Raw genomic sequence first — 26,264 nt, 5'->3', positions numbered from 1 at the left:
TGGCGGCGGAGACAGTCCAGTAGCCCTCCGCGCAGCGGGAGTTCCGGTGGTCGGCGGCTTGGCTAGTCTGCACGGGTGACTACCGACCTGACCCTGCTGCCGCGTGTCGCCTATCGCGGACAGGAGGTCACCGCGCCCCGGCTCCGGGCTCTCCTCGCGTTGCTCGCAGGCGACTTGCGCACGGGGTGCAGCACCGAGCGGCTGGTGTCGGGACTGTGGGCAGAGGAGTTGCCGGAGCGGCCGGGCAAGGCGCTGCAGGTCCTGGTCTCCCGGACCCGGACGCAGTTGGGCGCCGAGGTCATCGCCAGCACACCGACCGGCTACCGGCTCGCCCTCGCCGAGGAGCAGGTCGACAGCTCGGCCCTGCTGCTGCACGCCGCCGCGAGCGCCGACCGGGCCAGGGCCGGCGACCACGCCGGGTCGCTGGCTGCGGCCGAGGCCGGGCTCGCACTGTGGGCGGGCACCCCTGACGGGGCCGGCGACTCCGAGGACCCCGTGGCCGCGCTGCGCACCGAGCGCGCCCCCGTCCGCGACACGCTGGTCCGCGCGCAGGCGCTGGCGCTCGCCCGGCTGGGGCGGCATGCGGAGGCGGCCGGGCCGCTGGCCGTGGCCGCCTCGGAGCATCCGCGCGACGAGGAACTGCTCGCCGAGCTGCTGCGCGGCGAGGCGGCGACGGCGGGACCGTCCGCCGCGCTGACCCGGTACGAGGCGTACCGCCGCGAGCTGCGCGACGAGCTCGGCACGGATCCGGGTGCCGGGCTCAAGGCCGTGCAGCAGGAGCTGCTGAGCGGCGAGCCGCCGGTGGTCCGGCACGGCGTGCCGCACGAACCGAACCCGCTGCTCGGGCGGGACGAGGACATCGCGGCGGTGGAACGGCTGCTGCGCGCCTCCCGCGCCGTCACCGTGGTCGGCCCCGGCGGCCTCGGCAAGACCCGGCTCGCGCACGCCGTCAGCCGCCGGGCCGAGCAGCGGGTGGTGTACTTCGTGCCGCTCGCCGGCGTCACCGCGGACGAGGACGTGGCCGCGGAGGTGGCCGCCGCGCTCGGCGCGGGCGAGGGGCGGCCCGGCGCCGTGAGCGGCCACGCCGGGGCCGACCCGGTGGCCGGCATCCTCGGCGTGCTCGGTTCCGGGTCCGCGCTGCTGGTGCTGGACAACTGCGAGCAGATCGTCCGGGGCGCCGCCGACCTCGTGCAGGCCCTGGTCTCCTCGTCGAAGGACCTGCGGGTGCTCGCCACCAGCCGGGCTCCGCTGGGCCTCAGCTCGGAGGCGGTGTACGCGCTGCCGGAGCTCCGCCTCGACACCTCGGTCGAGTTGTTCACCCAGCGGGCCCGGGCCGCCCGACCCGCCGTGGAGCTGCCGCCGGACGCGCTGGCCGAACTCTGCCGCCACCTCGACGGGCTGCCGCTCGCCGTGGAGTTGGCGGCGGCACGGGTGCGGGTGCTGTCGGTGCCGGAGATCGCCCGCCGTCTGGGCGACCGGTTCGCGCTGCTGCGCGGCGGGGCGCGGGACACCCCGGAGCGCCACCGCACGCTGCACGCGGTCGTGGAGTGGAGCTGGAACCTGCTCGCGGCGGACGCCCGGGCGGCGCTGCGCACGCTGTCGGTCTTCCCCGGCGGCTTCCTGGGCGAGGCGGCGGAGCAGGTGCTCGGCGAGGACGCGCTGTTCCTCCTGGAGCAGTTGGCCGACCAGTCGCTGATCACCGCGGCCGACACCCCGGCCGGGGTGCGGTTCCGGATGCTGGAGACGGTACGGGAGTTCAGCGCGGCCCGGCGGGCGGAGGCGGGCGAGGAGGAGGTGGCCGTGGGCCGGTTCCTGGCCTGGGCGCGGGACTTCGGAGTCGAGTACCACGACGCGCTGTTCGGATCGCAGCCTTCCCCGAGCTCTTCGCTCCGCTCGAACAGGGGAGGCCCCGAGGCCGCCTGGGGGCGGATCAAGGCCGAGCAGGACAACCTGGTGCTGGCCCTGCGGCACGCCCTGGCGCGGACCGACGGCCCCGCCATCGCCGCGCTGACCGCCGTCCTCGCCGCCCTGTGGTCCACCGACTCCAACTTCCCCCGCCTCGTCGCCCTCGCCGAGGACACCGGACCGCCGCTGTCGCACTACCACCCCGAGCCCGAGTACGTCGAAGTCGCGCGCGCCGCTGCGGTGTTGTGCGCGGCGAGCCTGTTCATGGGCCACGGCCCGAGTGCGGTGCGCCAGCTCGTCACCCTCCGGCGGCTGCCCCCGGCCCCGCCGGACACGCTGCTGCGCGCCACCGCCGTCGTGCTGAGTGCGGTCCCCGAGATGCTGCCTCCCGACTACGAGGTGCTGCGGGGACTCTGCGAGAGCGAGCAGCCGCTGGTCGCCGGCATCGCCGAGTGCATCGCCTGCTACGTCTGGGAGTACGAGCACGACATCGACCGCGCGCTCGCCTCGGCCCGCCGCATGGTCGCCGAACTCGCGCCGATCGACAATCCGTCCGTGCAGCTCACGGTGCATTCCCGGCTGAGCGAGCTGTGCCTGCGGACGGGGCAGGGCGAGGAGGCCCACGGGCATCTCAAAGCGGCGCTCGAGGTGCTGCCGCGGCTCGGCGACGGGCACGACTACATCGGCATCCGCTCGCTGCTCGTCCTCGCCTGCCTGCAGCGCGGCGACGCCGACGAGGCCGAGTACTGGCTGCGGCAGGTGGAGAGCGACAACACCCCGCCGCAGGACGCCTTCTACCGGCCCGACCTCGGCGGGCGCGCCGAGATCGCGCTGGCCCGCGGACTGACGGAGGTCGGGCTCGGCCTGTGGCGCAGCGCCGTGGAGCGGATGCTCGCGGCCGCCTCGGCGCACAGCGGCGACGCCTGGCTCGACCCGTGGGCGCTGCAGATCCAGTCCGCGATGGTCACGGCGCACGCGCACGCCGGCCGGCTCGAACTCGTCGCGGGGCCGGTCGAGCGGCTGCGGCAGCGACTGCGGACGCTGCTCTCCGGCCCGCCCGGTTCGCCCATGGACCTCCCGGTGCTCGGGACGGTGCTGCACGCCCTCGGCATGGCGGGGCTCGGGTCCGGCGCCACGGGGGCGGTGCGGATGATCGCGCTGGCCGAACGGCTGCGGGTGCTGCGCGAGTTCCAGCCGACGATGTCGCAGGCCCGGGCGCGGCAGGCGGCCGAGCACGCCGACCGGGCGGCCTACGCCGACGCGGTGTCGGAGTACGCCGCCCTGGAGCGGGACGAACTGCGGGAGGCAGCCCGCGCTGTCATGGCGGTTACCTCGGGTCGCGGTTGAACTGCGAGGTCGACCAGCGGTAGCCGAGCGCGGTCAGGCCGACGCACCACAGGATCGCGATCCACCAGTTGTTGCCGATCCCGGTGCCGAGCAGCAGGCCGCGCAGGGTCTCGATGGCCGGCGTGAACGGCTGGTACTCGGCGATCGGCTGGAACCAGCCCGGCATCGCGTGGGCCGGGACGAAGGCGCTCGAGATCAGCGGGAGGAGGATCAGCGGCATCGCACTGTTGCCGGCCGCCTCGGCGTTCGGGCTGGCCATGCCCATCCCGACCGCGATCCAGGTGAGCGCCAGGGCGAACAGTGCGAGCAGCCCGAACGCCGCCAGCCACTTCAGGGCCGTGGCGTCCTTGGACCGGAAGCCGATGGCCACCGCGACGGCCCCGACCAGGACCACGCTGGCCATGCACTGCAGCACGCTGCCGACGACGTGCCCGATGAGCACGGACCCGCGGTGGATCGCCATCGTGCGGAAGCGGGCGATGATGCCCTCGGCCATGTCGGTGGAGACCGACACCGCGGCCCCGACCACGGTGCCGCCGATGGTCATCATCAGGATGCCCGGGACGATGTACGCGATGTAGCCGGAGCGGCCGCCGCCACCGATGCCCGCGCTCATCGTGTCGCCGAAGATGTAGACGAAGAGCAGCAGCAGCATGATCGGCGTGAGCAGCAGGTTCAGGGTGAGGGACGGGTAGCGCCGCGCGTGCAGCAGGTTGCGGCGCAGCATCGTGTTCGAGTCGCGGACGGCGAGCGAGAAGGTACTCATCGGACAGTCTCCTTGGGCTGGTTGGGGACATCGGTGCCGCCGGTGCCGGTGGTGCCGCCGGTGCCGGTGGTGCCGCCGGTGCCGCCGGTCAGGGCGAAGAACACGTCGTCGAGGTCGGGGGTGTGCACGGTCAGCTCGTCCGCCTCGATGCCGGCCGAGTCCAGCCAGTCGAGGATGGCGCGCAGCTCCCGCTGGCTGCCGCCGCTGGGGATCTGCAGCGACAGTGCCTCGTCGTCCCGGCTGCCCTCGCGCAGGGCGACGGCGGCGGACTGGTACGCGGACGGGTCGGTGAAGCGCAGCCGGACGTGCCCGCCCGGGATGAGCCGCTTCAGCTCACCGGCGGTCCCCTCGGCGGCGATCCTGCCGTTGTTCAGTACCGCGATGCGGTCGGCGAGTTGGTCGGCCTCCTCCAGGTACTGGGTGGTGAGGAAGACCGTGACGCCGCCGGAGACCAGCGCGCGGATGATCCCCCACATGGTGTGGCGGCTGCGCGGGTCGAGGCCGGTGGTCGGCTCGTCGAGGAAGATGATCCGCGGGCTGCCGACCAGGGTCATGGCGATGTCGAGGCGGCGCTTCATACCGCCGGAGTAGGTGGCGGCGGGCTTCTTCGCGGCCTCGGTGAGGTCGAAGCGTTCCAGCAGTTCGGCGGCTACCCGCCGCCCCTCGCGCTTGGACAGGTGGTGCAGGTCCGCCATCAGGAGCATGTTCTCCTCGCCGGTGATCAGGCCGTCGACGGCGGAGAACTGCCCGGTGACGCCGATCGCCGCCCGCACGGCCTGCGGGTCGGCCGCCAGGTCGTGACCGCCGACCTGCAGTTCGCCGGCGTCGGCGGTCACGAGGGTGGAGAGGATCTTGACGGCGGTGGTCTTGCCGGCGCCGTTCGGGCCGAGCAGGGAGAAGACGGTACCGGCCGGCACCGCCAGGTCGATACCGTCGAGGACCGTCTTGTCCCCGTAGGCCTTGCGCAGCCCCTTGGCCGCGATGGCGAGTGAGTGCGATGTCGTTTTCGTCATGCCGCAGAGATTGCGGCAGGGCGCATTCAGCGCGGCTTCACGACGGTTTCAGCGCCCTGGAACCCTGGAGCCGGGCGGCGCAGACAGATGAGCCCATGTGCGGGTAGAACTGTTCGTATGAAGATCCGCACCGGCGGCCCTGCCGACGTCCCCGACATCCTCGCCCTGCTCGACTCCGCCGTGGCCTGGCTCGCCGGCCAGGGGCGCACCGGCCAGTGGGGCAGCGTCTCCTGGTCGAGCCGGCCGGCGGCGGTGGAGCGGGTGGAGATGTACACCCGGGACTACCTGGTGCGGATCGCCGAGGACGAGCAGGGCCGCACGGTCGGCTGCTGCGTCCTGGCGGAGGACCTGTCGAGCTACGTACCGCCGGCCGACGTCCCCGAGCTGTTCATCCGGCTACTGGTCACCGACCGCTCGCGCAAGGATGAGGGCCCCTCCCGGCCGAAGGCCGGGGGAGGGATCGGCGCGGCACTGATCGCCGACGCGCGGGCCGAGACCGTCCGGCGTGGTCTCGGCCTGCTGCGCGTCGACTGCTACGCGGGCGACGACCGCAAGCTGGTCCAGCAGTACCGGGCGCTCGGGTTCACCGAGACCGAACCGTTCGAGGTGCCCCGGCCGGACAGCACGCCCTGGCCGGGACAGCTCCTCGAAATCCGCCTCTGACTTCCTGTCAGCAGGCGGTGGCGAGCTGGGACCGCGACTGGCTGGTGGTCGTCCTGGGCACGAAGGCCACCACCCGGCTGCCCCGGTGCAGGTTCACCCGCAGCCGCAGGTCCGCGCAGCGGGCCAGCACCAGGCCGACCACGGTGGCCGCCAGCGCCGAGACCGCTCCACAGGCCAGCAGGCCGACCCGGGCCCCGTAGGCGTCGGTCACCCAGCCGACCAGCGGGGCGCCGACCGGCGTGCCGCCGGTGAAGACCAGCACCAGCAGGCCCATCACCCGGCCCCGCATCTCGGGGTCGGTGGCCAGCTGCACATAGGAGTTGACCGCCGTGTTGAAGGTCAGTCCGAAGACGCCGACCAGGGTGAGCAGCACCGCGAAGGTCCAGTACCCGGGCGCGCCGGCGGCCAGCACCTCCAGCACCCCGAAGCCCAGCGCCGCACCGGTCAGCCAGCGCAGCCGCGGGTTGCCCCTGCGGGCCGCGTAGAGCGCGCCGGCCAGCGAGCCGAGCGCCATCGCGGTGTTCAGCAGTCCGTACTCGCCCGGGCCGACGTGGAAGGTGCCGTAGGCGAAACCGGAGAGCAGGGTCGGGAAGTTGAAGCCGAAGGTGCCGATGAAGGCGGCCAGTACCAGCGGCCACATCAGGTCCGGACGGTCCTTCACATACCGCAGCCCCTCGCGCAGTTGGCCCTTCTCGCGGGGGATCCGGTCCACCGTGCGCAGCTCGCTGGGCCGCATCGCCAGCAGCCCGCCGATCACCGCCGCGAAGGAGACCGCGTTCAGCGCGAACGCCCAGCCGCTGCCGACCGCCGCGATCAGCAGGCCGGCGACCGCCGGGCCGACCAGGCGCGCGGTCTGGAAGTTGGCGGCGTTCAGGCTCACCGCGTTGCTGAGGTCCTTGGGGCCCACCATCTCGGAGACGAAGGCCTGCCGGGTCGGCGTGTCGACCACCGTGACCAGGCCGAGCAGCAGCGCGAAGAGGTAGACGTAGTACGCGGTCACGGTGCCGGTGATGGTCATCACGGCGAGTCCCGCGGCCAGCAGGCCCATCGCGCCCTGGGTCGCGATCAGCAGTCGGCGCTTGGACATCCGGTCCGCGAGCACTCCGCCGAAGAGGCCGAGCGCGAGCGTCGGCAGGAACTGCATCGCGGTGGTGATACCGACCGCGAGCGGGCTGTGGGTGAGGCTCAGCACCAGCCAGTCCTGGGCGATGCGCTGCATCCAGCTGCCGGTGTTGCTGACGATCTGTCCGGCGAAGAAGTACCGGTAGTTGCGCACCCGCAGCGAGGAGAACATGCCTCCGGGTCGGGTGAATCCTGCCCCTGGAGAAGCCGTGGGGCTCGGTGCGGCGGTGGTGACCGCCGCGGTGCGTTCGTCGGGGTCGGCGGTATGGCTTCCCTTGCTCATATGTGGTTCCAGTTCCTCTCGTTCGCCCTCTTCGGCCTGCGGCCCTTCGTCGGCCGGTGGCCCTTCGTCCTAGAGATGCGCGAGCTTGTACAGCGCGGGCGCGGCCGCGCGGACCGTGGCCCACTCCTCCTCGGTCAGCTGGGAGGCCAGCTCCGCGAGCCAGGCGTTGCGCCGCCGACGGCTCTCGTCGAGGATCTCCGCGGCCTGCTCGGTCATGCTGACCACCACCTGCCGCCGGTCCTCCGGGTGCGGCTCCCGCCGCACCAGCCCCTTCTCCTCCAACATCGCGATGATCCGCGTCATCGAAGGCGGCTGCACATGCTCCCGCCGTGCCAACTCCCCCGGTGTGGCGCTGCCACATCGAGCCAACGTCCCCAGTACCCCCATCTCGGTAGGACTGAGCGACTGCTCGACGTGCTGGTGCCGCAGGCGGCGGGCCAGGCGCATCACGGACGACCGCAGCTGGCTGACAGCGGCGAGATCGGCCTCGGACATCTCGGACATGATCCTTAGCTTACGTCATTACCCTCGCTAAGGAAAATCCATTGACGGTGACGCGACACGCGAGCACCCCCAGGAGAACCGTTTCACCCGCTTCGCCCCGCCCTAGGGTGATCCCGCACTCACGCTTCGTAGAACAGGGATCACCCGATGCGTCTCCGGCAGCGGCCTCGGCCTCAGCGCGGAAAGGCCCGCCGAGCCCGCCAACTGGTGTGCTCGCGGGCCACCGCGTCCTCCGCGTCGCCCGCCAGCCGCGCCCAGTCGGCCTCCGCCTCCGGACCGGACAGGTCCAGGGCGGTCAACTTGCCCCACACCTCGTCGAGTTCCTTGGCGGCCAACTGGTACGCCGAGACCAGCGGGCGCAGTTGCTTCAGCTGGGTCCAGGCGATGATCGCCGCAGCCGCCGCCGAACAGGCACCGAAGATGCTGACCGAGATCGCCCCGAGCGCCTGCGCCACCGCCGCCGCACCGCCCACGATCATCAGCGCCACCGTGCCCAACCCCCAGGAGACCGCCTGCGATTCGCAGGCATCCGCCTTGGCCAGGTACCAGGTGCGCTGCCCCTCCACCCGCACCCGCAGGTACAGGGTCCGTCGCGCCGGCAGGTCGGCCGCCCGCAACTCCCGCATGCCGTCGGTGATCTCGGGCGCCGCACCGGGCTCGATCACGCCCGAGTCCTCGAAGGTCCGCAGCACCTCGGCGACCTGGGCACGGTACTCCTCGTCCACCTCGGGCGAGTCGGCCGGCCCGCCGAACGGCCGGGCCCGGACGGTGTACTTCCAGGCCAGCGTCTTCACCGACTCGGCCGCCGCCCGCGCCTGGTACCAGCGGGCCTGCGGGTTGGCGGTCCGCAGCCGGGACCAGAAGTAGCCGGCCAGCAGGAAGGCCGCCACCGAGACCAGCGGCGCGGCGCCCCGGCCCGTGGTCACCGCGCCGACCACCGCCGCGAGCACCAGCATCAGGATCATGCCCCGGTACCACCGCAACGTCTGCCGCTGCCCGGCGAGCGAGGCCTGGTCGGCCGTCTGGAACGGCTCCGGCAGGAAGTCCGCCTCGTCGATCCCGGTTGGGTCCCATCGCACCATCAGCCAGTGCCCCCTCACGACTCAGGAGGCAGTATGCCCCTCCTCAACTGGGCTACACAGCACCGTTTCAAGCCAGCGCCCGCACCCGACCTGGTCTGGTACGCGGCCTACGGCTCCAACCTGCACTTCGCCCGCTTCACCGCCTACCTCGCAGGCGGCCACCCACCCGGCGGCGCCGACACCTTCCCCGCCTACCCCGGCTGCCGCGACCCGCGCCCGCCTCGCCGCGACCAGCCCGTCGAGCTGCCCGGCCGACTGCACTTCGCACTGGAGTCCCTGGTGTGGACCGGCGGCATGGCCTTCTACGACCCCCTCGACACCGGCCGCACCCCCGCCCGCGCATACCTGCTGACCAGCGCCCAGTTCGCCGACCTCGCCGCCCAGGAGATGCACCGCCCACCCGGCACCGAGCTCGACCTGCGCCCCGCCCTCACCCAGGGCCGCGCCCACTACGGCACCGGCCGCTACGAGACCCTGGTCTGCGCCGGCCACCTCGACGGCCACCCGCTGCTCACCTTCACCGCCCCCTGGCGCACCGCCGAGGCCCCGCTGAACCCGCCGTCGGCGTCCTACCTGCGCCACCTCGGGGCAGGGTTGCGCGAGTCGCACGGCTGGGACACGGCACGGATCGCGCACTACCTCAGCACCCGACCGGGAGCGGCCGGGAGGTGGACGGAAGGGGAGGTAACGGGGCTCTTGTCCTGATTGATCCTCAGCTCCGTTGGTACTTGTCCGAACCCCATTGCTGGCTCGAACTGGCGCCCGATACCCTTCCCCTCCGGCCCAGGATCTTCACCGTTCGCCCACCGCGCACCCGAGGATCCCCGCCGCAGACTTCGCCGCCGGCCCCAATCAGGCCGGCGCACCTGGGGGAGGAACCCGCATGAGGGAGCGCACCCGCGCCCCACGCCGCCGACTCGGCGGACTGATCAGCAGATCCACAGCAGCGGCCGCACTGGCACTCACACTCGCCGGCACCGCCACACCGGCCCTCGCCGACACCACGCCCGCCCCACCGAGCACGAGCACCACCGCAGGCGTCCCGGGCGACCTGGACGGGGACGGGGTGGCGGACGTGATCGGGAACACCGGCCTCGGTCTGGTGGTGTTCCCCTCACACGCCGGCCCCTACACGGCGTCGCAAGGCTTCAACAGTCCCGAGGGCTACTACTGGTCCTCGTACCAGGTCAGTTACCGGGGCAGCCTGACCGGCTCGGCCACCGATGACCTGTACGCGTTCGACCACGGCACGAGCAAGCTCTTCGCCTACCCGAACGACGCCAACTTCGGTGGCACGCCCGGGTACTTCACCCACCGGGACAAGGTGACCACGGTCGCCAAGCCCGCCACCTGCGCCCCCGGCGCCGACTGCACCGGCTACGACCCGACGTGGAACACCACCACCCAGGTCCTCGCCACCAACGGCATCGACAACGCCGACGGCCTCCCGGACGTGGTCACCGTCGAGAACGGCAAGCTCTGGTACTACCCCGGCAAGACCGGCGCCCCGCTCGGCAACCCCGTCCTCCTCGGCACCGGCAACTGGGCCAACACCAAGCTCATCGCCCCTGGCAAGGTGGGCGGTAGCCCCACCCTCTGGGCCCGGGACAACACCACCGGCGCCATTGCCAGTTACCCACTCGCCTTCAACCCCGACGGCACCCCGACCAGCACCCTCGCCGCACCGACCAGCACCGTGATCCAAGCGGTCACGACGGGCACCCCCACGGGGCTCTGCATCCGAGCCGGCGTCGATTTCCTCAATCCGGCCACCATTGCCTGCGGCAACGGCGACTGGGATCAGAACTGGCTGCTGGGCTCCGACGGCACCCTGCACGCCGATGGGGAGTGCCTTGAAGGCGTGTCCTCGGCCACCGACTCGTCGGTCGGACTGAGCGCCTGTGACGGGCGGGCCACGCAGAAGTGGAGCATCGGCTCGGGCGGCAGCCTGGTCCATGGCCCCACCGGGTGGTGCCTCACCGCGCAGGTCCTGTCCGAGGCCTCCAGCTCGCTGAAGCTCTACCCGTGCACCAAGAGCCCCCAGCAGTTGTGGCGAGCCGCCAACGGCCAGACCCTCGGTCCGCTTCCGGCGCCGCAGACCGTCCTTCAGCAGAACCCGAGGTCCAAGGTCTTCGTCGACCCGGCCTACAACTCTCCGGGTGACCGCTACGGTGACGGCAACCCGCCGCTGCTCATGACCGACGAGACGATCCACGTGTACCCCGGTCGTCCGGCGGTCAACGGCCTCGCCCAGTTCGGCTCCGACGTCAGCCTCGGCAAGGCATCGGGCATCGACACCGACCTGTTCGCCGGGAACGGGATGCCCACCGGCGCGGTGCTCTACTCGAAGTGCGCCGCACTGGCCCTGCAGGCCGACGGCAACCTCGTGCTGACCGAGCTGAAGAGCGGCAAGACGCTCTGGTCCAGCAACACCGCCGGCCACCCTGGCAGCTACGCGGCACTGCAGAACGACGGCAACCTCGTCGTCTCCAACGCCAACGGCGGCACGACCTGGGCCAGCAACACGGCGAGCCGGGGATACCACCTGGTCGTCCAAGACGACTGCAACACCGTCCTGTACAGCCGCGACAACACCCCGGTCTGGTCGACCCGCACCTATGACCCTGCCCACGACACCACCGGCCACCCGATCATGTCCGGCACGGTGCTGCACGGCGGCGACGTCCTGACGGCCAGTCGCACCACGCTGACCATGGGCACCGACGGCAACCTGGTCCTCGCCGACGCCTGGACCGGTCGCGTGCTGTGGACCTCCGGCACCGCCGGCCACCCGGGCGCCACCGCCGTGATGCAGCCCGACGGCAACCTCGTCGTCTACGCCCCCCAGGGCTGGCCGCTCTGGGCACCCGCCACCGAGGGCAACCCCGGCAGCCGCACCACCCTGCAGAACGACGGCAACCTCGTCCTCTACAACGCCGACGGCCGCGCCCTGTGGTCCACCGACACCTGGTACGGCGGCGTCATCAGCCGTGGCACCGTCATCCCCGCCGGCACCGTCCTGCACGCCGGTGACAGCGTCCAGTCCAAGGCCGGCCACCTCGACCTGCAGGCCGACGGCAACCTCGTCCTCTACTCCAAGGCGACCGGTCATGCCCGGTGGTCGTCCAACACCTGGGGCCACCCGGGCGCGACGGCCGTGATGCAGCCCGACGGCAACCTCGTCGTCTACGCCCCCCAGGGCTGGCCGCTCTGGTCCTCCAACACCTGGAACCACAGCAGCACCAACCTGGTCCTTCAGGACGACGACAACCTCGTCCTCTACGCGCACGGCACCGGTCTCTGGGCCAGCGGCACCCCCAATACCCTGCCCGTCGAACGCGGCGGCGTCCTGCGCGCCCCGGCCGTCCTGCACGCCGGCGACATGGTGGCCAACACCGTGCCCAACCGCGCGAGCATCCTGGTCATGCAGGCCGACGGCAACCTGGTGCTCTACGCCCCCAACCACATCGTGCTCTGGTCCTCCAACACCTGGGGCCACCCCGGAGCCACCGCCGCGCTGCAGGCCGACGGCAACCTCGTCGTCTACGCCCCCGAGGGCTGGCCGATGTGGTCCTCCAACACCTGGACCCACCCCGGCAGCAACCTCATCATGCAGAACGACAACAACCTCGTCCTCTACGACCCCGACGCCGTCCCCATCTGGGCCACCAACACCAACTGGTGGCACTGACCCACCCTCACCACCCCCGAGCCCGGCCCCGCACCACGCGGGACCGGGCTCAACCCCGTTGCCGCCCCGAACATCCGCCCGATAGCCTTCGCCCTTGGCGCCAGGATCTTCACCGCTCACCCATCAAGTGACCGACAGATCCCGCCACGCACACTTCACCGCCGGCCCCACTCGGCCGGCGCTCCTCGGGGAGGAACCCGCATGAGGGAGCGCACCCGCGCCCCACGCCGCCTCGGCCGCAGCCTGGCCGTCATATCCGTACTCACCACCCTTGCCATCGGGGGTACGGCAAGCCCGTCGCTCGCCGACAGCAAGCCGGCCGGAACCAGCACGACTGCGGCCACCACCGCCGGCGTCCCCGGTGACCTGACCGGTGACGGGGCGCCCTCGGTGCTGACCCAGGCCATCAACCTGACGGTCCGCCCGTCCCACGGTGCGCCGTTCACCGCTGCCGCCCCCGAGCAGAGCCCGGAGGGGCTCAACTGGACGCAGTACCAGAGCAGCTCCCGAGGCAGCCTGACCGGCTCGAAGACCGACGACCTGTACGTCTTCGCCCCCGCCTCACACACCCTCTACGCCTACCCGAACGACGCCAACTTCGGTGGGACCCCCGGGCACTTCACGCACAAGGACAAGGCGGCCAAGGTCGCCAAGCCCGCCACCTGCGCGCCCGGCAGCGACTGCACCGGCTACGACCCGACGTGGAACACCGCCACCCAGGTCCTCGCCACCAACGGCATCGACAACGCCGACGGGCTGCCCGACCTGCTCACCGTCGAGAACGGCAAGCTCTGGTACTACCCCGGCAAGACCGGCACCCTGCTCGGCAGCCCCGTCCTCCTCGGCACCGGCAACTGGACCGACGCCACGCTCATCGCCCCGGGCAAGGTCGCCGGCACCCCCACCCTCCTGGTCCGCAGCACCGACAGCGGCGCCCTGACCGGCTACCAGCTCGGCTTCAAGGCGGACGGCACGCCCAATGCCCTGCTCACGGCCCCTGCCCCGACCCTGATCCAGAGCGGGGTGCTGAACAACGCCGGCAACCGCATCTGCCTGCTCGCCAACGGCAACCCGGTACGGGCGCTGGACTGCAACGCCTACCCGGACCACTGGCAGTTGGGCACGGACGGCACGCTGCGCACCTACGGCGAGTGCCTCACCGAGGTCCCCGCTCTGCAACACCCCATGCTGGCCGCCTGTGACGGGCGGGCCGCCGAGAAGTGGACCGTCGGCCCGGGCGGCACGCTGGTCGACTCCGACGGCCAGTGCCTGACCGCCTCCGACAACATCGCCAATCCCTGGTACCGCACCGTCCCCCTCGCTTGCACCGGGGCCGCCAACCAGACCTGGGGATCCTTCGACCCGAAGCAGCCCACCCCCGGTGCGCCGCTCGTGGCGCAGCCCGTGCTGGCGGTGAACACGCCGTCGGACTACGGGTTCACGGGCATCTCCTCGCCCGGTGACCTGGACGGTGACGGCAACCCCGACCTCCTGGTCAACGAGTTCCAGGCCACCACCGGTGCCCTCGTCTACGAGTACCCGGGTGCTCCCGCCGTCAACGGCGCCGCCCAGTTCGGCTCGCCGGTCTCGCTCGGCGGCCTCGCCACACCGGGCTCCACCCTTCAGTACAGCAACCGCCTCAACAGCGGCCAGGTCCTCTACTCCGCCTGCGCCGGCCTCGCCATGCAGGCGGACGGCGACCTGGTGCTGACCAGTTGGAAGACCGGCAAGACGCTCTGGTCCAGCGGCACCGCCGGCCACCCCGGCAGCTACGCCCAGCTCGACAGCGGGAGCAACCTGGTCGTCTACGACCAGTACGGCACCCAGAAGTTCTGGTCCAGCGGCACCGCGAACTACAGCATGTCGGCGGGCTCGCTCACCCTCGGGGACGACTGCAACGCCATCGTGCGCACCCCGGACAACGTGCCGATCTGGTCGACCCGGACCTACGACCCGGCCTACGACACCACCGGCCACCCGATCATGTCCGGCACCGTGCTGCACGGCGGCGACGTCCTGACCGCTGGTCACACCACCCTCACCATGGGCACCGACGGCAACCTGGTGCTCGCCGACCAGTCCACCGGCCACATCCTGTGGACCTCCGGCACCCCCGGCCACCCGGGCGCCACCGCCGTGATGCAGCCCGACGGCAACCTCGTCGTCTACGCCCCCCAGGGCTGGCCGATGTGGGCCCCCGGCACCAACGGCTACGCGGGCGGCCACGCCATCGTGCAGAACGACGGCAACTTCGTCCTCTACAGCGCCGACGGCCTGCCCGCCTGGACCACCGACACCTGGTACGGCGGCGTCACCAGCCGCGGCTACTCCATCGCCGAGGGCACCGTGCTGCGGGCCGGCGACAGCGTCCAGTCCAAGGCCGGCCACCTGGACATGCAGCCGGACGGCAACCTGGTCCTGTACTCCAAGGTCACCGGCCGCGCCCTGTGGTCCACCAACACCTGGGGCCGCCCGGGCGCCACGGCCACCATGCAGACCGACGGCAACTTCGTCCTCTACGGCCCGGACGGCCGCGCCCTCTGGGCCTCCGGCACCCCCGGCCAGCGCGGCGCCAACCTGGTCCTCCAGGACGACGACAACCTGGTCCTCTACGTCGGGGGCAAGGCCCCCTGGGCCAGCCACACCGAGAACACCGTGCCCGTCTGGCTCGGCACCTCGGTGCGCGCCCCGGCCGTGATGCACGCCGGCGACACGGTGTACAACGCCATCCAGTACTTCCCGAGCCACCTGATCATGCAGGCCGACGGCAACCTGGTCCTCTACAGCACCGCCACCGGCGGCCGGGCGATCTGGTCCTCCAACACCTGGGGCCACCCGGGCGCCACGGCCGTGATGCAGGCCGACGGCAACTTCGTCGTCTACGCCGCCGAAGGCTGGCCGATGTGGTCCTCCAACACCTGGGGCCACCCCGGCACCAGCCTGGTGGTCCAGAACGACGACAACCTGGTCCTCTACGACGCCGACGCCCACCCGATCTGGGCGAGCAACACCAACGGCCAGTACTGACCCACCGCCACAAACGCCTGAGCCCGGCCCCCGCACCAGCGGGGACCGGGCTCACGCCGTATCAGGACCGAAGCCGCTAAGTCAGCCCCAGCGCCGGCATCATGTAGTAGAACGCGAACACCACCGCCACCGCGTACAGCGCCACCGGCACGGTGCGCCAGCGGCCGGCGGCGATCCGCAGGACGCAGAAGGTGATGAAGCCCATGCCGATGCCGTTGGTGATCGAGTAGGTGAACGGCATCAGCACCATGGTCAGGAAGGCCGGGATCGCGATCGTGTAGTCGTCCCAGTCGATCGCGCGGATCGAGTTGGCCAGGATCAGGAAGCCGACGGTGACCAGGGCCGGGGTGGCCGCCTGGGCCGGGACCATGGTGGCCAGCGGGGTCAGGAAGAGCGCGCCCATGAAGAGCGCGCCGGTGACCAGGCTGGCGAAGCCGGTGCGGGCGCCCTCGCCGACGCCGGCGGTGGACTCCACGAAGCAGGTGTTGGCGGAGGAGGAGGTGGCGCCGCCGAGGGCGGTGGCGACGCCGTCGACCATCAGCACCCGGTTGATGCCGGGCAGGTCGCCGTTCTCGTCGAGCAGGTGGGCCTCGTCGGCGACGCCCAGGATGGTGCCCATCGCGTCGAAGAACGAGCTCATCAGCACGGTGAAGACGAACAGGATGCCGGTCAGCATGCTCACGTAGTGGAAGCCGCCGAACAGGCTGACCTTGCCGATCAGGGCGAAGTCGGGGGCGGCGACCGGGTTGCCGGGCCACTTCGGGACGGTCAGGCCCCAGGCGTCGGCGGGCAGGTTGGTGGCCTTCTCGATGATCACGGCGACCACGGTCATGGTGGCGATCGAGACCAGGATCGCCCCGGGCACCTTGCGCACCACCAGCACCATGGTGAGCAGCACGCCGAGCACGAAGACCAGCACCGGCCAGCCGTGCAGGTGGCCGCCGACGCCGAGCTGCAGCGGGACGGTGGTGTGCGCGGCGTCGGGAATCCGGCTGACGAAGCCGGAGTCGACCAGGCCGACCAGGGTGATGAACATGCCGATGCCGATCGCGATGGCCTTGCGCAGGCCCAACGGCACGGCGTTCATCACCCGCTCGCGCAGGCCGGTGGCGACCAGCAGCATGATGCAGAAGCCGGCCAGCACGACCATGCCCATCGCGTCCGGCCAGGTCATCCTGGGGGCCAGCTGGAGCGCCACGATGGTGTTCACGCCCAGGCCCGCGGCCAGTCCGATCGGCACGTTGCCGATCACGCCCATCAGCAGCGTGGTCAGCCCGGCGGTCAGCGCGGTGGCGGTGACCAGCTGCGGGAAGCTGAGCGCGTGCTTGTTGATGTCCACGGCGTTGGACAGGATGATCGGGTTCAGCACCAGGATGTAGGCCATGGTGAAGAAGGTGGCGACGCCACCGCGGATCTCCCGGGCCAGGCTGGAGCCGCGCGCGGAGATGCGGAAGTAGCGGTCGAGGGCGCCGGTGGGGGGAGTGGGCGCGGCGGGCTCGGGCGACTCTAGGGTCGGCTGGGCCTCGGAAGGCATGCGTTGTCCTCTGGTGGGGGCTGAGGAGAGCTTCAAGTATGAATTGGCTGGTTGTGCACGCGCCATCTTCGCGCGTAGACAAGTGCGCGGACCCATGGCGTCCGGCCCTCAGACCCATGCGCACAGGCCCGCAGACCCATGCCGCCCGGCCTCGCCGACCCCGTACGCTACGTGCCATGCCGAAGACCCCGCTGCGCCCCTCCCCGCCGGCCATGGAAGCCAATGACGTCGCGATCGTCGGCGGCGGCACGGCGCTCTGGTTCCTGGGCTTCGTGGTGCTGCTGCCGTTCCAGCACACGCTCTCCGCGCACAACCACGGCAACTGGCCGTGGATCTGCCTGTCCGGCGGGCTGCTGGGGCTGATCGGCCTCTGGTACTGCCGGGCCCGCCGGGCCGCCATCCAGCGGGACAGGGCAGCCGAGCAGGAGTAGCCGTCGCCCCCTTCTACCGGCCGACCCGCCATCGGCCCATAGGAGGACGCATCGGACATTTGCCGCCCGTAGAGTCGGTGCCATGACGCACCCCTCGGACCAGACCGCGCCCGGTGCCCACGCCTGTGGCCTCGCGCCCGTCCGCCGCGGCGGGCTGACCGGCGCCGAGGTGGCCGAGCGGGTGGCGAAGGGTCAGGTCAACGACGTACCGGTGCGTTCCAGCCGCTCGGTCAAGGAGATCGTCCGAGCCAACGTCTTCACCCGGTTCAACGCGATCATCGGTGTGCTGTTCGCCGTGATCCTGGTGGTCGGCCCGATCCAGGACGGACTGTTCGGCCTGGTGATCGTGGCCAACACCGCGATCGGCATCATCCAGGAGGTGCGCGCCAAGCGGACCCTGGACAGCCTGGCGCTGATCGGCGAGGCCCGCCCGGAGGTGCGCCGCGAGGGGCAGGCGGTCGAGGTCTCGGTCGCCGAGATCGTGCTGGACGACACCGTGCTGCTCGGCACCGGCGACAAGGTGATCGTGGACGGCGAGGTCACCGAGGCGGACGGCCTGGAGATCGACGAGTCGCTGCTCACCGGCGAACCCGACTCGGTGCTCAAGCAGCCTGGCGACCAGGTGATGTCCGGCAGCTTCGTGGTCGCGGGGGCCGGCGCGTTCACCGCCACCAAGGTCGGCCGCGAGGCCTACGCCGCCCAGCTGGCCGAGGAGGCCAGCCGGTTCACCCTGGTCAAGTCCGAGCTGCGGACCGGCATCGACACCATCCTGCGGTTCATCACCTACCTGCTGATCCCGACCGCGATCGGCCTGGTGATCAGTCAGTGGACGGTCGAGCACAACGACTGGCGCGAGGCGGTGCGCCGCACGGTGGCCGGCATCGTGCCGATGGTGCCCGAGGGCCTGGTGCTGCTCACCTCGGTGGCCTTCGCGATCGGCGTGATCCGGCTGGGCCGCAAGCAGTGCCTGGTGCAGGAGCTGCCGGCGATCGAGGGGCTGGCCCGGGTGGACACGGTCTGCCTGGACAAGACCGGCACCCTCACCGAGGGCGGCATGGACGTGCTGGAACTGCGCACGCTGGCCGTCCCGGAGACCGACGGGGTGCCGGACGGCGAGGCGGTGCTCAAGCAGGCGCTCGCCGTGCTCGCCGGTGCGGACGCCCGGCCGAACCCCAGCATGCAGGCGGTGCTGGACGCCTACGGCGACGGCGGCCCGGACCGGGACCGCTGGCGGATGCTGGAGGCGATGCCGTTCTCCTCGGCCCGCAAGTGGAGCGGGGTGCAGCTGCTGGAGCCGGGCGGCGCCGAGGCCAGCTGGCTGCTCGGCGCCCCTGACGTGCTGCTGCCCGCAGAGCACCCGGCCCTGGCCGAGGTGGACGAGCTCGGCTCCCAGGGCCTGCGGGTGCTGCTGCTCGGCCGCACCCCGGTCCCGCTGGACGCCCCCGACCCGGCCAAGGACCTGGAGCCGCGCGGCCTGGTGGTGCTCAAGCAGCGGGTCCGCTCGGACGCCGCGACCACCCTGCGCTACTTCGCGGACCAGCGGGTCGAGGCCAAGGTGATCTCCGGCGACAGCGCGGTCTCGGTCGGCGCGGTGGCCGGCAGCCTGGACCTGCCCGGCGCGGAGCACCCGCTGGACGCCCGCACCCTGCCCGCCGAGCCCGAGGCGCTGGCCGACGCCGCCGAGCGCACCACGGTCTTCGGCCGGGTGACACCGCAGCAGAAGCGCGAGCTGGTCGGCGCGCTGCAGTCGCGCGGGCACACGGTGGCGATGACCGGCGACGGGGTCAACGACGTGCTGGCGCTCAAGGACGCCGACATCGGCGTGGCGATGGGCTCGGGCAGCGAGGCCACCCGGGCGGTGGCGCAGATCGTGCTGCTGAACGACAGCTTCGCCACGCTGCCCTCGGTGGTGGCCGAGGGCCGGCGGGTGATCGGCAACATCGAACGGGTGGCCAGCCTGTTCCTGGTGAAGACGGTCTACTCGGTGCTGCTGGCGCTGCTGGTGGTCTTCACCCAGGTGCCGTACCCGTTCCTGCCCCGGCACTCCACCCTGCTGAGCTCGCTGACCATCGGCATCCCGGCCTTCTTCCTGGCGCTGGCCCCGAACACCGAGCGGGCCCGCCCCGGCTTCGTCCGCCGGGTGCTGCGGCTCGCCGTCCCCGGCGGGGTGATCGCCGGGACGGCCACCTTCGTCGCCTACGCGCTGGCCCGGGCCAACCACGCCACCGATCTGAAGGCCGACACCAGCGTGGCCACCCTGACCCTGTTCCTGGTCGCGATGTGGGTGCTGGCGATCGTGGCGCGGCCGTACAGCTGGTGGCGGGTGCTGCTGATCGCCGGTATGTGCGGGGCGTTCGCCCTGGTGATGATCGTGCCCTCGCTGTCGAACTTCTTCCAGCTCAAGCTGGCCGGCATCCGGGACCCGTGGACCGGCGTGGCGATCGCGCTGGTGGCGGGGCTGGTGCTGGAGGTGGTCTGGTACTTCGTCAAACGCAGCGACACCCCCGGCGCGAACGAGCCCCGCCGGCCCTCGACGCCCGGTCAGCCCTCGACGCCCGGTCAGCCCTCGACGCCCGGTCAGCCCTCGAAGTCGCGGGCCGCCGAGAGCTCGTAGGCCCGGTCCGGCTCGGCGAGCGCGGCCAGCACCTCGAAGCGCCGGTGCCACTGACCCACCGACCAGGCCAGGCCGGCCGCCAGGCCCTCCGGAGTCGCGGCGTGCAGCAGGCCCGGCACCGGCGGCACCTCGAACTCGTCGTCCTCGTCCGCCTCGTCGGCCGCGTCCGGGTCGTAGGGCAGCTCGGGGGTCGGCGCCGAGGTGTCCCAGCGCCAGTCCACCGCGGCCTCCTCGCCGTCCGGGCCGACCACCAGCAGCTCCTCGTGCTCCTCGTAGGCGGCGGGGCAGCCGGGCAGCAGCTCGCGGACGAACGGCGGCACCCGGTGCAGCGCGCCCTCGGAGAGCACCCGGCCGCCGGCGATCTCGCTGGCCAGTGAGACGTGCAGCCGCTCGGCCAGCGCCGGCGCCAGCGCGGGGGCCACCGGGACCAGCGGGTACGGGTGCAGCAGCTGCACCAGGTCGGGGGCGTCGGCGACCACCGCCTCGGTGGCGTCCACCACCACGGTGTGCCCGGGACGGCGTCCGGTCTCCTCGTCCAGCGGCGGCACCGCCCGCACCACGTCGATGGGCTCGGCGTCCACCTGGGCCAGCGCCGTGTAGATGCCGTGGAGTTGGCGGTGCGTCACCTCGCTGACCGGGTCGGTGAGCCGGTCCAGCAGCTCCTCCGAGCCGTGCGGTTCGGCGAGCAGCGCGGCGAGCGTGGTGCGCACCCCGAGGGCGTGCAGGAACTCCGGGTCCAGCGTGGTGCGGGCCTCGTCGTAGAGGCCGCGCAGCAGCGGGTCGGCGCCGGCCGCGCGCAGACCGGCCGGCTCCCGGCCGTCCAGCACCGGGTGGTCGCGCAGCCACCAGGCGGTGTACGGCGGCAGGTCGGTGTAGCTGCCGTCCGGCAGCAGCGCGCGGACCGGGGTGACCACGGCGTCCCGGTACGGCGGCCGGGCCAGCCGGGCCAGCGCCTCGGGCCAGGCCTGGTCGTCCACCAGGTCCAGGTCGCGCACCACCAGCAGCTCGGCGGCCACCGGCGGCACACCCAGGTCGTCGGCGTCGTCGGCGTGCAGGGCCTCGAGCGCCTCCTCGCACCAGTCGGCCAGCCCGTCGGGGGCCTCGTCCAGCAGGCCGGTCGGGGAACCGCCGACGGCGCGGTCGGCGGGTGCGGTCGGGTCCAGCCGCTCCAGGTCGTCGGGGTCGAGCACCGCGTCCTCGGCCCGGACCAGCACGAAGTCGCTCAGCACCCCGGCCGCGGCCAGCACCTCCGGACCCCAGCGCTCCAACAGGTCCTCGTCCACATAGGGCGCGTCCTCCGGACGGGCCAGCTGCGCGAACGGGCTGTCGGGCAGGATCAGTTCACCGGCCCGGCTGAGCTCGCCCTCGTCGTCCGGCAGCGCCAGCCGGGCCAGCCACGGGTGGTCGCCGGCCTTCGCCTCGGCGGCCTTGACCAGGCCGAGCACGGCGTCGGCCAGGTCGGCGGCGGCGTCGAAGTCCTCGTCACCGACATCCAGCGAACGGGCCACCGCGGCGCGCAGCTCGGGGGTCTGCAGGACGCCGGCGGGGGTGGCGACGGTGGCGCCCAGCTTGGCCAGCAGCGGGTGCGCGGCCTCCGGGTGGGCCAGCCGCAGATCGAGCAGGTCCAGCGCCTCGGCCAGCGCCTCGGGGTAGCCCGGGAAACCCGCCCAGTCGGCGTCGTCGGAGGGCAGCAGCACCCGGCGCGGGCCGGTCACCACCCGCCCGGTGGCCAGCGGCACCGGCAGCGCGCCGAGCGCCTCCGGGTCGGCCCCGGCCAGCGCCCCGTACAGGCTGCGCCACCAGGCCGGTTCCCGCTCCAGGCCGCCGAGTTGGTCCACCACCTCGGCCAGCGGCAGCCGGCGCACCTGCAGCGCGCGCAGCTCGGCCCGGCGCTCCAGACCGGCCGGCAGCAGGCCGGGGAAGATCGGCGCCAGTGCCTCGACCACCTCGCGGTTGGCGCCCTCCACCAGGGTGGCGTCCTTCGGGCGCAGCGCGGGCGTGCCCTCCTCGACGGGGGCCGGGTGCGGCAGGAAGGCGGTGCCGGGCAGCCGGGACAGGATCGCGCCGCGCAGCGCGTTGTCCAGCGCGCCCTGGCCGAGCGGCGCGGGCACCAGGGCCAGCGAGCCGAGGTCGGCGCCGCGGGCCCGCAGCAGGTCGGTGTAGGCCTCGGCGGCCCGCTCGGTCAGGTAGTCGGTGAGCGGGCCCGGCGCGATGTGGCGGCGGGTGGAGTCCAGCGGGTAGGAGGCGATCAGCAGGGCCGGGACGCCGAGCGGCTCCTCGCTCGGGGTGGGCGCGTGCAGCACCGGGGCGACCGGGACGGGCTCGGGCGTGCCGGTGGCGGAGACCGGGACGGCCCAGGTCACCGTCCAGTAGGGGCGGGCCCGCTCCTCCACCGGACGGTCCGTCAGCAGCTCGGGAGCGAGCGCGCCGGTGGCGGTGACGGTCTGCCAGCGGGACTGCGAGTCGCGGTCGGCGTCCCGGTCGGTGAGCAGCACCTCGCCGAGGCCGTCCTCGGTGCGCTCGACGGCGGAGCGGGTGAGCGTGCGGACCCGACCGTCCGGGGTCTCCACCACCAGCTCGGCCAGGCCGGGCAGGGTGAGCAGCAGGGCGTCGTCGATGCCCTCGAGCAGGCGCCGGGTGAGGTCCTGGGCGGCGCCGTCGCGCAGCGGCAGCAGCACCACGGTGTCGTATCCGGCGGGCGGCTCGCCCTCGGCCGGGAAGGGCAGCCGGAGCAGCGGCACATGGCCCTCGCGGCGGACCAACTCATCGGCCAACTGCGACCGTTCGGCCGCCTGGCGACTGGTCAGCTCACGTGCCTCGGCGAGCGACCAGCGCACCCCGCCGGCGTGGCCGACGATGGCCGGCTCGTCGCTGACGGCCAGCACGGCGGCGAAGCCGACCCCGAACCGGCCCACCGTCGGGCCGGCGTCGGCCCGCTTGGAGGAGGCCCGCAGGGTGGCCAGCGACTCCACGGCGGCAGCGTCCAGCGGCGCACCGGTGTTGGCGGCGGCCAGCACACCGTCCCGCAGGGTCAGCCGCAGCCGCCCCGGGCCGTGTCCGGCTCGGGCGGCGGCGTCGGCGGCGTTCTGCGCCAGCTCGACGATCAGACGGTCGCGGTAGCCGCCGAGCGCCAACTCCTCTTCGGCGTTGGCGTCCTCCCGGAACCGGGCCGGCGAGGCCCCCCAGGCGTCCAGCACACGGCGGCGCAGCTCGGCCGTCTCGAACCGGTCTCCCTGCTCGTCACTGCCGCCACCGATGATGCGAGGCTCCACTGAACCCGCCGCCTTCCCCGTCTGTCACACCGGACACTGCTACGGGGGGCATTGTCTCTCGTCCGGGCGCTCCTGATCGCCCGGGGCGCGATCAGGAGTGGCCCAGCTCCTCGGCGGGCGCGTCCGGCTCCACCGAGCCGCCGGCGCGGTCGGGGTGCAGGTGCAGCGGCTCGACCACGGTCTCGTCCAGGATCAGCTCGGCCGGCACCGGCGGGGCCGGCAGCACGGCCGCCTCGGAGTGGCCGCCGCAGCCGTAGGCGAGCGAGACGACCTGGCCGTCGGCCGGGCCGAACTCGTTGCCGCAGACACCGAAGGCCTGGCCCAGCGAGCCGCCGATCGGGATCAGGAAGCCGCAGCTGGTGCAGGAGGCCGGGGCCGACTGGGCCATCGGGGTCTGCTGGCCGTGCGCCTTCTCCCAACGGTCGGCGGCCAGGTGCAGGCCCATCCGGGAGAGCACCCGGGGACGGGCCATGCCGAGCTCGTCCGCCACCGCGCCGATCTGCGCCCGGGCCGGGGCCGGCTGGACGTGCGGGTCGGACAGCTCCAGGTCGTCATCGACCTCGTAGACGGCCGAGTTGGGGGCCGGCTCGTCGTCGCCGGTCCAGCCGGGCTCGAGCCGCAGGTCGTCCGCGTCGGTGGGCAGCAGGTCGCCGGGGCCCAGGTCGCCGGGGCGCAGCCGCTCGCTCCACGGCACCCACTGCGGTGCCAGCACCGCGTCGGGTCCGGGCAGCAGCACGACCTCGTCCAGGGTGACCAGCTTGGCGCGCGGGGCGCGGGCCACGGTCACCGCCCAGTGCCAGCCGCGGTAGGCGGCGTCCAGGCACTCGAAGGTGTGGGTGACCACGCGCTCGCCCTCGGCAGTGGCCGACAGGTGCGCGCCGACGGCCTCGGCGCCGACCGCCTCGACCGCTGCCTGCCTGGCGAGTTCGACGGCCTCGGCACAGAGCCGGTCGGGGGTACGGCTTCGCATCGCAGCACTCACGGCGTCGGTTCTCTCCAGTCTTCTTACCTGCAGCCTAGTCGCCCGGTGGCTCACCCGGGCCGTACGGGACCGTCGTGGTCCGCCCGGGCCGCCGGAGCCGGGCCCGGCGGGCACCAGCCCGGAGCCATCGCGTCGTTCGAACGAACCGCCGGTACCGCTCGCTGGTGGTACCGACCCTATTCTGCGTGACCGGGAGCCCTGCGGGGACCGGCCGCGCCGCCGTCGGGCCGGGCCGAGGGGTTGCGCCACGCGCTCCGCCGCAGCAGCACGCGAACAGCAGGCTACCCGTCGGGCGTGCCGGTGCGACAGCCCGAGCGGCCCGCCCGGCGGTGCGGGCCGCGCCGAGCCGGGGCCAATCCCTCGTCGCAGCCCGGATTGTCAGGCAGGATTGCGGGTGTGGCGGACGAAACCCCGTCGCAGCACGCTCTGCACGCACCGACTCCCGAGGAGCCGGGCGCCGTGCCGCGACAGCAGCTCTCGGTCCCCCCTGTGGACGACACGACTCCACAGTCGGCGGACGGGTCCCCGCTGCCCAAGGAGCTGCCCGAGGAGTTGCCCGAGGAGTTGCCCGAGGCCCAGGCCCAGGCCCAGGCCGAGGACCAGACCGAAGCCGATCCCGACGCCGGTCCCGAGACGGCTCCGGTGGACACTCCCGTGCACCGCAACCTGTTCTTCCGCGGCGCCTCCGCCGCCGGCCTGCGCACCGGCAAGGTGGTGCACGGCACCGGTCGGCGGATCCGCAGGGCCACCTCGGCCGACGGCGCCGGCGAGTCGGGCCTGGCCAAGCTGATCGAGCTGCACGCGCTGAACTCCTTCGGCGACATGCTGATCACCATCGCGCTCGCCTCCACCATCTTCTTCTCGGTCCCCACCGGCGAGGCCCGCGGCCGGGTGGCGCTCTACCTGCTGGTCACCATGGCGCCGTTCGCCCTGCTCGCCCCGGTGATCGGGCCGCTGCTGGACCGGCTGCCGCACGGCCGCCGGGCCGCGATGGCGATGGCGATGCTGGCCCGCGCGGTGCTCGCCTGGACCATGGCCGGCTCGATCACCGACGGCGACCTGGCGCTCTACCCCGAGGCGCTGGGCTGCCTGGTCGCCTCCAAGGCCTACGGCGTGGTGCGCAGCGTGGTGGTGCCCCGGCTCAAGCCGGCCAGGATCACCCTGGTGAAGGCCAACTCGCGGGTCACCCTGGCCGGCCTGCTGGCCACCGGCGTGGCCGCCGCGGTGGGCGGGGGGCTGCACCTGATCGGCCCGTCCTGGCCGCTGCGCGGGGCCTTCCTGGTCTTCGTGATCGGCACCCTGATGGCCTTTCACCTGCCGCACCAGGTGGACTCCGCCAAGGGCGAGCAGCGGGCCGTGCTGCACGCCGAGCCGCACCTGAACCCGGGCGAGCCGGTGCCCACCGAGCCGACCCCGCGGGCCAAGGCGAGCCTGCGCACGGTCGGCCCCGCCGTGGTGCTGGGCCTGCGCGCGGTGGCCTCGCTGCGCGGGCTGAGCGGCTTCCTCACCCTCTTCCTGGCCTTCCTGCTGCGGGTCGACCCGGTCGGCGGCCTGGCTCCCACCGCCGCGCTCGGCCTGCTCGCGGTGGCGGCCGGCGGCGGCAACGCGCTGGGCTCGGTCCTCGGCTCCTGGCTGCGCACCCGCGGCTCCGAGGCCACCATCACCCTGATGCTGCTGCTGGCCACCGGCGCCGCGGCCGCCGCCGCGATCTGGTACGGCGTCGCGACGGTGCTGGTGGTGGCCGCGGTGGCCGGGATCGCCAACTCGCTGGCCAAGCTGGCGCTGGACGCGCTGATCCAGCGCGACGTGCCGGAGGCGGTCCGCACCTCGACCTTCGCCCGTTCGGAGACCCTGATGCAGCTCGCCTGGGTGTTCGGCGGGGCGCTGGGCATCCTGCTGCCGCTGGACGGCGTGCTGGGCCTGTCGGTGGCGGCCGCGCTGCTCGGCGTGGCGCTGCTCTGGACGGTGCTGGCACTGGTCCGCCTGGGGGTTCGCAGCGGCACACCGCACCCCCGCGTCGCGTGATCG

16 protein-coding genes are annotated in these 26,264 nt (G+C 72.9%); 8 read left to right on the top strand and 8 right to left on the bottom strand.

Features of this window, described 5'->3' with window-relative positions; translation table 11 throughout:
• The first annotated feature begins 75 nt into the window (after positions 1-75).
• Positions 76-3,252, top strand: coding sequence for an ATP-binding protein (locus BR98_RS19815; protein ID WP_035846486.1), 3,177 nt, complete (start codon positions 76-78; stop codon positions 3,250-3,252).
• Here the strand turns inward: BR98_RS19815 and BR98_RS19810 are convergent.
• Both BR98_RS19810 and BR98_RS19805 read right to left on the bottom strand, forming a co-directional pair.
• Positions 3,233-4,018 carry an ABC transporter permease gene (locus BR98_RS19810; protein ID WP_035846483.1) on the bottom strand — a complete coding sequence of 262 codons (786 nt, stop codon included), beginning with the start codon at positions 4,016-4,018 and terminating at the stop codon, positions 3,233-3,235. The genes BR98_RS19815 and BR98_RS19810 overlap by 20 nt on opposite strands.
• Positions 4,015-5,031 (bottom strand): ATP-binding cassette domain-containing protein, encoded by a 1,017-nt coding sequence (locus BR98_RS19805; protein WP_035846481.1) that lies wholly within the window; start codon positions 5,029-5,031, stop codon positions 4,015-4,017. Before BR98_RS19805 ends, BR98_RS19810 begins: the two co-directional genes overlap by 4 nt.
• Before the next feature lie 117 nt (positions 5,032-5,148).
• On the opposite strand from BR98_RS19805, the gene BR98_RS19800 reads away from it, so the two are divergent.
• Entirely contained in the window at positions 5,149-5,694 is a 546-nt protein-coding gene (locus BR98_RS19800) for a GNAT family protein (RefSeq protein WP_198042246.1), read from the top strand.
• Positions 5,695-5,701: 7 nt separating this feature from the next.
• Here the strand turns inward: BR98_RS19800 and BR98_RS19795 are convergent, their stop codons facing one another.
• The 3 genes from BR98_RS19795 to BR98_RS19785 form a co-directional block, all read right to left on the bottom strand.
• Positions 5,702-7,099 (bottom strand): MFS transporter, encoded by a 1,398-nt coding sequence (locus BR98_RS19795; protein WP_051969952.1) that lies wholly within the window; start codon positions 7,097-7,099, stop codon positions 5,702-5,704.
• A gap of 69 nt (positions 7,100-7,168) precedes the next feature.
• Positions 7,169-7,603 (bottom strand): MarR family winged helix-turn-helix transcriptional regulator, encoded by a 435-nt coding sequence (locus BR98_RS19790; protein WP_035846477.1) that lies wholly within the window; start codon positions 7,601-7,603, stop codon positions 7,169-7,171.
• 173 nt (positions 7,604-7,776) lie between these two features.
• Positions 7,777-8,685: a DUF4231 domain-containing protein gene (locus BR98_RS19785; protein ID WP_157537847.1), complete on the bottom strand. Its 909-nt coding sequence runs from the start codon at positions 8,683-8,685 to the stop codon at positions 7,777-7,779.
• Positions 8,686-8,718: 33 nt separating this feature from the next.
• Here BR98_RS19785 and BR98_RS19780 point away from each other — a divergent pair, with 33 nt between their 5' ends.
• The 3 genes from BR98_RS19780 to BR98_RS36460 all read left to right on the top strand — a co-directional run bounded on the left by BR98_RS19780 (position 8,719) and on the right by BR98_RS36460 (position 15,403).
• The gene (locus BR98_RS19780) at positions 8,719-9,390 is read left to right on the top strand and encodes a hypothetical protein (protein WP_051969951.1); all 672 of its coding nucleotides are present in this window, start codon (positions 8,719-8,721) and stop codon (positions 9,388-9,390) included.
• 178 nt (positions 9,391-9,568) lie between these two features.
• Positions 9,569-12,376 carry a ricin-type beta-trefoil lectin domain protein gene (locus tag BR98_RS36465; RefSeq protein WP_051969950.1) on the top strand — a complete coding sequence of 936 codons (2,808 nt, stop codon included), beginning with the start codon at positions 9,569-9,571 and terminating at the stop codon, positions 12,374-12,376.
• A gap of 201 nt (positions 12,377-12,577) precedes the next feature.
• Positions 12,578-15,403 (top strand): ricin-type beta-trefoil lectin domain protein, encoded by a 2,826-nt coding sequence (locus BR98_RS36460; protein ID WP_051969949.1) that lies wholly within the window; start codon positions 12,578-12,580, stop codon positions 15,401-15,403.
• A 76-nt stretch (positions 15,404-15,479) separates the two neighbouring features.
• On the opposite strand, the gene BR98_RS19765 is transcribed toward BR98_RS36460, so the two are convergent.
• Positions 15,480-16,937: an NCS2 family permease gene (locus tag BR98_RS19765; protein WP_035846473.1), complete on the bottom strand. Its 1,458-nt coding sequence runs from the start codon at positions 16,935-16,937 to the stop codon at positions 15,480-15,482.
• A gap of 176 nt (positions 16,938-17,113) precedes the next feature.
• Here BR98_RS19765 and BR98_RS19760 point away from each other — a divergent pair, with 176 nt between their 5' ends.
• Positions 17,114-17,368 (top strand): DUF2530 domain-containing protein, encoded by a 255-nt coding sequence (locus BR98_RS19760; RefSeq protein WP_035846471.1) that lies wholly within the window; start codon positions 17,114-17,116, stop codon positions 17,366-17,368.
• A gap of 82 nt (positions 17,369-17,450) precedes the next feature.
• On the top strand, positions 17,451-19,982 hold the full coding sequence (locus BR98_RS19755) for a cation-translocating P-type ATPase (RefSeq protein ID WP_083976742.1): 2,532 nt from the start codon (positions 17,451-17,453) through the stop codon (positions 19,980-19,982).
• On the opposite strand, the gene BR98_RS19750 is transcribed toward BR98_RS19755, so the two are convergent.
• Complete coding sequence (locus BR98_RS19750) at positions 19,946-23,254, bottom strand: sacsin N-terminal ATP-binding-like domain-containing protein (RefSeq protein WP_083976741.1); 3,309 nt, start codon at positions 23,252-23,254, stop codon at positions 19,946-19,948. The two genes, BR98_RS19755 and BR98_RS19750, sit on opposite strands and share 37 nt — an antisense overlap.
• Before the next feature lie 91 nt (positions 23,255-23,345).
• On the bottom strand, positions 23,346-24,224 hold the full coding sequence (locus tag BR98_RS19745) for a DUF3027 domain-containing protein (protein ID WP_035846469.1): 879 nt from the start codon (positions 24,222-24,224) through the stop codon (positions 23,346-23,348).
• 708 nt (positions 24,225-24,932) lie between these two features.
• On the opposite strand from BR98_RS19745, the gene BR98_RS19740 reads away from it, so the two are divergent.
• Positions 24,933-26,261, top strand: coding sequence for an MFS transporter (locus BR98_RS19740; RefSeq protein WP_232247901.1), 1,329 nt, complete (start codon positions 24,933-24,935; stop codon positions 26,259-26,261).
• The last annotated feature ends 3 nt before the right edge of the window (positions 26,262-26,264 follow it).

This window comes from Kitasatospora azatica KCTC 9699 (genome assembly GCF_000744785.1).
Taxonomy (GTDB): Bacteria; Actinomycetota; Actinomycetes; order Streptomycetales; family Streptomycetaceae; genus Kitasatospora; species Kitasatospora azatica.
The sequence above is the reverse complement of the archived record's forward strand: the minus strand, read 5'-3'. Positions and strand labels throughout refer to the sequence as shown.